The sequence below is a fragment of the Micromonospora sp. NPDC049801 genome, from assembly GCF_040656575.1.
Taxonomy (GTDB): Bacteria; Actinomycetota; Actinomycetes; order Mycobacteriales; family Micromonosporaceae; genus Micromonospora.
Genome location: NZ_JBFAMS010000013.1, coordinates 225,105 through 231,145, shown reverse-complemented (window position 1 = coordinate 231,145; position 6,041 = coordinate 225,105). Strand labels below are relative to the sequence as shown.

The window sequence follows — 6,041 nt, the reverse complement described above, 5'->3', positions numbered from 1 at the left end:
CGGGCCCCCCCCCCCCCCGTACAACAAAAACTCCCTGTCATCACCCCAAATTTCTTTTTGTTTAAAATGTGGTTGGCTAAAGGAACATCGCCGTTCCTGACGCAAACCTCTTGATCACCGCTGCAGGGGTTGGGGGTTTTTCCGGAGAATGGTGCTATGAGCGACATTGACTGGGCGCGGTTGCGCGCTGCCGCCGTTGAGGCGATGCGGCACGCGTACGCCCCGTACTCGACCTTTCCCGTCGGCGCGGCCGCGCTGGTCGACGACGGTCGTGTGGTGGTCGGATGCAACGTGGAGAACGCCGCGTACGGGGTGACGCTCTGCGCCGAGTGCGGAGTGGTGTCCAGCCTGCACGCCACCGGTGGCGGTCGGCTCGTCGCGCTCTCCTGCGTCGACGCCACCGGCGAGCCGCTGATGCCGTGCGGCCGGTGCCGGCAACTCCTCTGGGAGAACGGCGGCCCGGAGTGCCTGATCGAGACGAAGACCCGCCCGCTGCGGATGGCCGAGCTGCTGCCGCACGCCTTCGGCGTCCAGGACCTGGAGGCGGTCACCGGTGAGACGCCGGTGCCGGTCGTCCCGGAGCGGCTGGCCGCCTGGCGCGGTCGCGGCACCGTCTTCGTGCACCCGGACATGTCCGCCGGGCGGCAGGTCTGGACGGCGTACTGGGAGCGGTCGGCCGGGGACGACGCGGGCGCCGAGACCGGTGTGCTGGAGGAGGCGCCGAGCTGGGACGATCCCGCCGAGGCGATCACCTGGGGAATGGCCCGGACGCCCCGGGTCGTCGTGGTGGACGAGAAGGGCACGATCTTCTGGGCCGGCGAGGGGGAGCCGCCTCTGGAGATCCCGGTTCGTTGGGGCTGAGCTTTGGGGATTGGGCCGACCGTGCCCGGCTCCGGGCGGTCAGGCTTGATCCCTCCGCCGGGCACGTCGGCCCAATCCCTGACCTGCTAACGGAACGCGGCCGGTTCCCCAGAGAACTAGGAAGATCTTCTGATGAGTTTTGCTGCTGTTGATGTTATTCGGGTCAAGCGGGACGGGGGTGTGCTGTCGGACGCGCAGATCGACTGGGTGATGGACGCCTACACCCGCGGGGTCGTCGCCGACGAGCAGATGTCGGCGCTGGCCATGGCCATTCTGCTCAACGGCATGACCGGCCCGGAAATCGCCCGGTGGACCGCCGCGATGATCGCCAGCGGTGAGCGGCTCGACCTCTCGGCCGTCCGGCGTCCCACCGTCGACAAGCACTCGACCGGCGGCGTCGGCGACAAGATCACCCTGCCGCTCACCCCGTTGGTGGCCGCCTGCGGAGCGGCCGTTCCGCAGCTCAGCGGGCGCGGCCTCGGGCACACCGGCGGAACGCTGGACAAGCTGGAGTCCATTCCGGGCTGGCGGGCCGCGCTGACCAACGACGAGTTCATCAGCCAGCTCGGCGAGGTCGGCGCGGTGATCTGCGCGGCGGGCGCGGGGCTGGCTCCCGCCGACCGCAAGCTGTACGCGCTGCGCGACGTGACCGGCACCGTCGAGGCGATCCCGCTGATCGCCAGCTCGATCATGAGCAAGAAGATCGCCGAGGGCACCGGCGCGCTGGTCCTCGACGTCAAGGTCGGCTCGGGCGCCTTCATGAAGTCCGTCGACCAGGCGCGCGAGCTGGCCCGCACGATGGTGGAGCTGGGTGGCGCGCACGGCGTCCGGACGGTCGCTCTGCTCACCGACATGTCGACCCCGCTCGGCCTGGCCATCGGCAACGCGGTCGAGGTGACCGAGTCGGTCGAGGTGCTGGCCGGGGGCGGCCCCGCCGACGTGGTGGAGCTGACCCTCGCGCTGGCCCGGGAGATGCTCGACGCCGCCGGCCTGCCGGACGCCGACCCGGAGGCCGCCCTGCGCGACGGGCGGGCGATGGACTCCTGGCGGGCGATGGTCCGGGCGCAGGGCGGCGACCCGGACGCGCCCATGCCGGCCGCCCCCGAGGTCGAGGTGGTCCGGGCCGACCGGGACGGATACGTGGCGGCCGTCGACGCGTACGCCATGGGGGTTGCGGCCTGGCGGCTCGGCGCGGGCCGGGCCCGCAAGGAGGATCCGGTCAGCGTGCCGGCCGGTGTGGTGTTGCACCGGCGGCCGGGCGACGCGGTGCGGGCCGGCGACCCTCTCTACGAGCTGCGCGCGGAGGATTCGACCCGAATTCCGGCGGCTCTGGCGGAGGCAAGTCGCGCGGTGCACATTGCGCCGACCGCGCCGAGCGCGGCACCGCTGGTCATCGAGCGGATCGGCTGACCGGGCCGGGGTCGGGCCGGCGTGGTGCCAGTCACCTGGGAGCGCTATTGTCGCAGGCCAAAGGCGTCGCGTGCAGACAGGAAGTTGCCCCGTGACCGTACCTGCCCCCGACCCGCGCGAGGTGCGCGAGGCGAGCCTGGACGAGCTGTCCCGGCTCGGTCTGCCGCTGCCACCGGCCCAGTTTCCGCTCGTGTGGGAGCCGGGTGACGCGATCGAGCTGCGTCCCCGGGCCGAGATCGAGGCCCGGATCGCCGTGCTGCACCTCATCCTGGCCCGCTGCTTCGGGATGCCCCCGCAGGCGGCGATGAGCTGGCTGCTCGGCTCGCACCTGGTCGAGATGGTCACCCCACCCGAGTGGCAGTTCGTGATGGGCGGCAAGGGTGACCACCGCTCGTTCGTGCTGCACCACGACGCGCTCTTCGCGCTGGCCTGGGTGCTGGGGCTGAGCAAGCAGCTCGACCCCACCCTGGCGGTGGACGATCGGCTGGTCGAGCGGCTGCCGCACATCGCCGAGGGGGAGACCTTCGGGCGCTGGCAGTCCCGCATCCTCGCCGCGCCGCAGCATCCGGCCGACGCGGCGGCCCTGCTCGACCTGCACTACTGCCTGGACTGGGCGTACCTGGAGACCGAGCGCAACGGTCGCCCCCTGCCGGGCCTGGTCGACGCCAACGCGATCGGGCAGCGGCGCTGGGCGCTGGAGTGGGCGGTGATCCTGCGCGGGCCGTACCACGACGAGCCGCCCGGTTGGGAAGAGGTCGACCTCTCGACCTGAGGTCAGCGGGGCCGGTAGGCGTCCAGCCGGACCGCCACGGACACCCGGGCGGGCTCGGGCAGCGCGGCCAGCCGTTCGGCGAGCGCGGCCGGGTCGGTGTGCCAGGCGCTCGGACCCATCCCGACCAGCGTGGCGATCTCCGGCCGGGTCAGGGTCAGCTCCGCGCGGTGCACGGTCGAGCTGACCGGCGTGAAGTGGCCGCCCAGGGTGGCGGTCACCCGGTCGGCCTTGTCCGGGTCCACCCGGAGCAGGCGTAGGGCGTCCACCAACTCGGTGAGGTGCTCGTCGGCGGGCGTCACCACCAGCAGCGTGCCGGCGCGGTCGAGCACCCGGTGGAACTCCGGGCCGTTCCGCGGGGCGAACACGTTCAGCAGCACCGCCGCCGCACCGTCGGCCAGGGGCAACCGCTGCCAGGTGTCGGCGAGGGCCGCAGCCGCCCGGGGGTGCGCCCGCGCCGCGCGTCGCAGCGCCGGCTTGGCGACGTCCAGGGCCAGACCCACGGCGTCCGGCAGCGCCGCCAGCACCGCGCCGAGGTAGCGGCCCGTGCCCGCGCCGGCGTCCACCACCAGGGGGTACGCGTCAGAGCGCTCGATGCGTACCCCTGCTGTTGGCTCCTCGGAAGCGGGCGTGGCGCGAAGCCGCGCGACTGCCTCGGTCGCGGCGGCGGCGAGCGCCGTCGAGATGATGTCGTAGTGGCCAGCGGCCTGGAACTCCGCGCGTGCGGCGACCATCTCGGCGCTGTCGCCGACGTGCGGCGCCCGACCGGTGAGCAGGTTCACGTAGCCCTGACGCGCGACGTCGAAGGTGTGCCGGCGTGGGCAGCGCAGCGCACGGGCGTTGCCGGCGGCGGTCTCGGCCAGCGGTTCGCCGCAGACCGGGCAGCTCAGCCGGTCGAGGATGCGCGGGTCCACGTCAGGCCTCCGGGCCCCGGCGGGGACGGGGCGCGCGGCTCTGCGCGAGGTGGTCGACGACCCGGTGGGTGAACGCGCCGAGCGCCTCGACCTCGGCCGGGGTGAGCAGGTCGAGGAAGTGCTGCCGGACGGCGCTCACGTGGCCGGGGGCGGCGGCCTCGATGGCGTTCCGACCGGCCCGGGTGAGCACGACGATCGCGCCACGGGCGTCGTCCGGGCACTCCTGCCGGGTCACCAGGCCGCGCTGCTGCATCCGGGTCAGGTGGTGCGAGAGTCGACTGCGGGACCAGAGCATCCGGTCGGCAAGTTCGCTGAGACGCAGCCGGCCCTGCGGCGTCTCGGAGAGGTCGGAGAGCACGTCGTAGTCCGGCTCGGACAGGCCGGCGTCCTGGGTCAGCTCCCGGGCCAGTTCCAGGTCGAGCAGGCGACGCATCCGGCGGTAGCCCCGCCAGGCGCGGTCCTGGCGTTCGTCCAGCCACCGGGTCGCTTCCATGCCGCTCAGCCTAACGTCTTGGTTGACATGTCATCGAGTCGCCTCCTACGGTCGATGACATGTCAACCAAATTGTGGGACCTCTTCGGCGCCCGAGGGCGCGGCGTGCTCGTCACCCTGCGCCGCGACGGCCGACCCCAACTGTCGAACCTCGACTACCTGGCCGAACCCGGGCTGATCCGCTGCTCCACCACGGGCGACCGGGCCAAGGTGCGCAACCTGCGCCGTGACCCCCGGGCCAGCTTCCACGTGACCACGCCGGACGGCGGCGCGTACGCGGTCGCCGAGGGAACCGTGACGCTCAGCGAGCCGGCATCGGCGACCGGCGACGCGGAGGTCGACGAACTGGTCGAGGTCTACCGGGGGATCCGCGGCGACCACCCGGACTGGGCGGACTACCGCGCCGCGATGGTCGCCGACGGGCGGGTGGTCCTGCGACTCGCCGTCGACCGCGTCTACGGCTGGCTCGGATGAGCGGGCTGGCGTGGCCGACCGCCGCAGGTGACTAGGGTCTGGGCATGGTCGCAACTATCCGGTACGAGGACATCGTCAAGGTCCCGAAGGCGCTGCTGCACGATCACCTCGACGGCGGGCTGCGTCCCGCGACGATCGTGGAGTTGGCGGCCGAGGCGGGGCACGAGCTGCCCACCACCGACCCCGAGGCGCTCGGACGCTGGTTCTCCGCGGCCGCCGACTCGGGGTCGCTGGAGCGCTACCTGGAGACGTTCGCGCACACCGTGGCGGTCATGCAGACCGGACCGGCGTTGCGCCGGGTGGCGCGCGAGTGCGCGCTGGACCTGGCCACCGACGGCGTCGTCTACGCCGAGGTCCGCTTCGCTCCCGAGCAGCACCTGGAGCGGGACCTGACCCTGGACGAGGTCGTCGAGGCCGTGCTGGCCGGGTTCGCCGAGGGAACCGCCCAGGCCGCCGAGGCGGGCCTGACCATCCGGGTGGGCACGCTGCTCACCGCCATGCGGCACGCGGCCCGCTCGCAGGAGATCGCCGAGCTGGCCGTGCGGCACCGGGACGCCGGCGTGGTCGGCTTCGACATCGCCGGCGCGGAGGCGGGCTTCCCGCCCACCCGCCACCTGGACGCCTTCGAATACCTCCAGCGGGAGAACTTCCACTTCACCATCCACGCCGGTGAGGCGTTCGGGCTGCCGTCGATCTGGCAGGCGATCCAGTGGTGCGGCGCGGACCGGCTCGGTCACGGCGTACGGATCGTGGACGACATCGCCCCGGACGGCACGCTCGGTCGGCTGGCCGCGTACGTCCGGGACAAGCGGATTCCCCTGGAGCTGTGCCCGTCGTCGAACGTGCAGACCGGTGCCGTGGCCTCGATCGCCGAGCACCCGATCGGTCTGCTGCGGGACCTGCGGTTCCGGGCCACCGTCAACACCGACAACCGGCTGATGAGCGGCACGTCGATGTCGCGGGAGATGTCGCTGCTGGTGGAGACGTTCGGCTACGGCTGGCGCGAGTTGCAGTGGTTCACCATCAACGCGATGAAGAGCGCCTTCATCCCGTTCGACGAGCGGCTGCGGATCATCGACGAGGTGATCAAGCCGGCGTACGCCAAGCTGCTGGCCTGATCC

Annotated in this window: 7 protein-coding genes; 5 read left to right on the top strand and 2 right to left on the bottom strand. The window is 72.4% G+C overall.

The genetic code is table 11. The annotated features are described in order from the left end of the window. Window positions 1-156: 156 nt before the first annotated feature. The 3 genes from AB0I89_RS23400 to AB0I89_RS23390 all read left to right on the top strand — a co-directional run bounded on the left by AB0I89_RS23400 (window position 157) and on the right by AB0I89_RS23390 (window position 3,043). A complete protein-coding gene (locus AB0I89_RS23400) occupies window positions 157-861 on the top strand; it encodes a cytidine deaminase (protein WP_357130401.1) in 705 nt (234 codons plus the stop codon). 129 nt (window positions 862-990) lie between these two features. After that, window positions 991-2,271 carry a thymidine phosphorylase gene (locus AB0I89_RS23395; protein ID WP_357130440.1) on the top strand — a complete coding sequence of 427 codons (1,281 nt, stop codon included), beginning with the start codon at window positions 991-993 and terminating at the stop codon, window positions 2,269-2,271. Window positions 2,272-2,362: 91 nt separating this feature from the next. Continuing rightward, the gene (locus tag AB0I89_RS23390; protein ID WP_357130398.1) at window positions 2,363-3,043 is read left to right on the top strand and encodes a DUF4272 domain-containing protein; all 681 of its coding nucleotides are present in this window, start codon (window positions 2,363-2,365) and stop codon (window positions 3,041-3,043) included. 2 nt (window positions 3,044-3,045) lie between these two features. Here the strand turns inward: AB0I89_RS23390 and AB0I89_RS23385 are convergent, their stop codons facing one another. Beyond that, window positions 3,046-3,954 carry a putative RNA methyltransferase gene (locus AB0I89_RS23385; protein ID WP_357130395.1) on the bottom strand — a complete coding sequence of 303 codons (909 nt, stop codon included), beginning with the start codon at window positions 3,952-3,954 and terminating at the stop codon, window positions 3,046-3,048. Between the two features lies 1 nt (window position 3,955). Further along, entirely contained in the window at window positions 3,956-4,447 is a 492-nt protein-coding gene (locus tag AB0I89_RS23380; protein ID WP_357130392.1) for a MarR family transcriptional regulator, read from the bottom strand. Window positions 4,448-4,506: 59 nt separating this feature from the next. Here AB0I89_RS23380 and AB0I89_RS23375 point away from each other — a divergent pair, with 59 nt between their 5' ends. Together AB0I89_RS23375 and AB0I89_RS23370 are read left to right on the top strand one after the other, a co-directional pair. Next, entirely contained in the window at window positions 4,507-4,920 is a 414-nt protein-coding gene (locus AB0I89_RS23375) for a PPOX class F420-dependent oxidoreductase (protein WP_357130389.1), read from the top strand. A 44-nt stretch (window positions 4,921-4,964) separates the two neighbouring features. Further along, a complete protein-coding gene (locus tag AB0I89_RS23370) occupies window positions 4,965-6,038 on the top strand; it encodes an adenosine deaminase (protein WP_357130386.1) in 1,074 nt (357 codons plus the stop codon). Window positions 6,039-6,041: the final 3 nt, after the last annotated feature.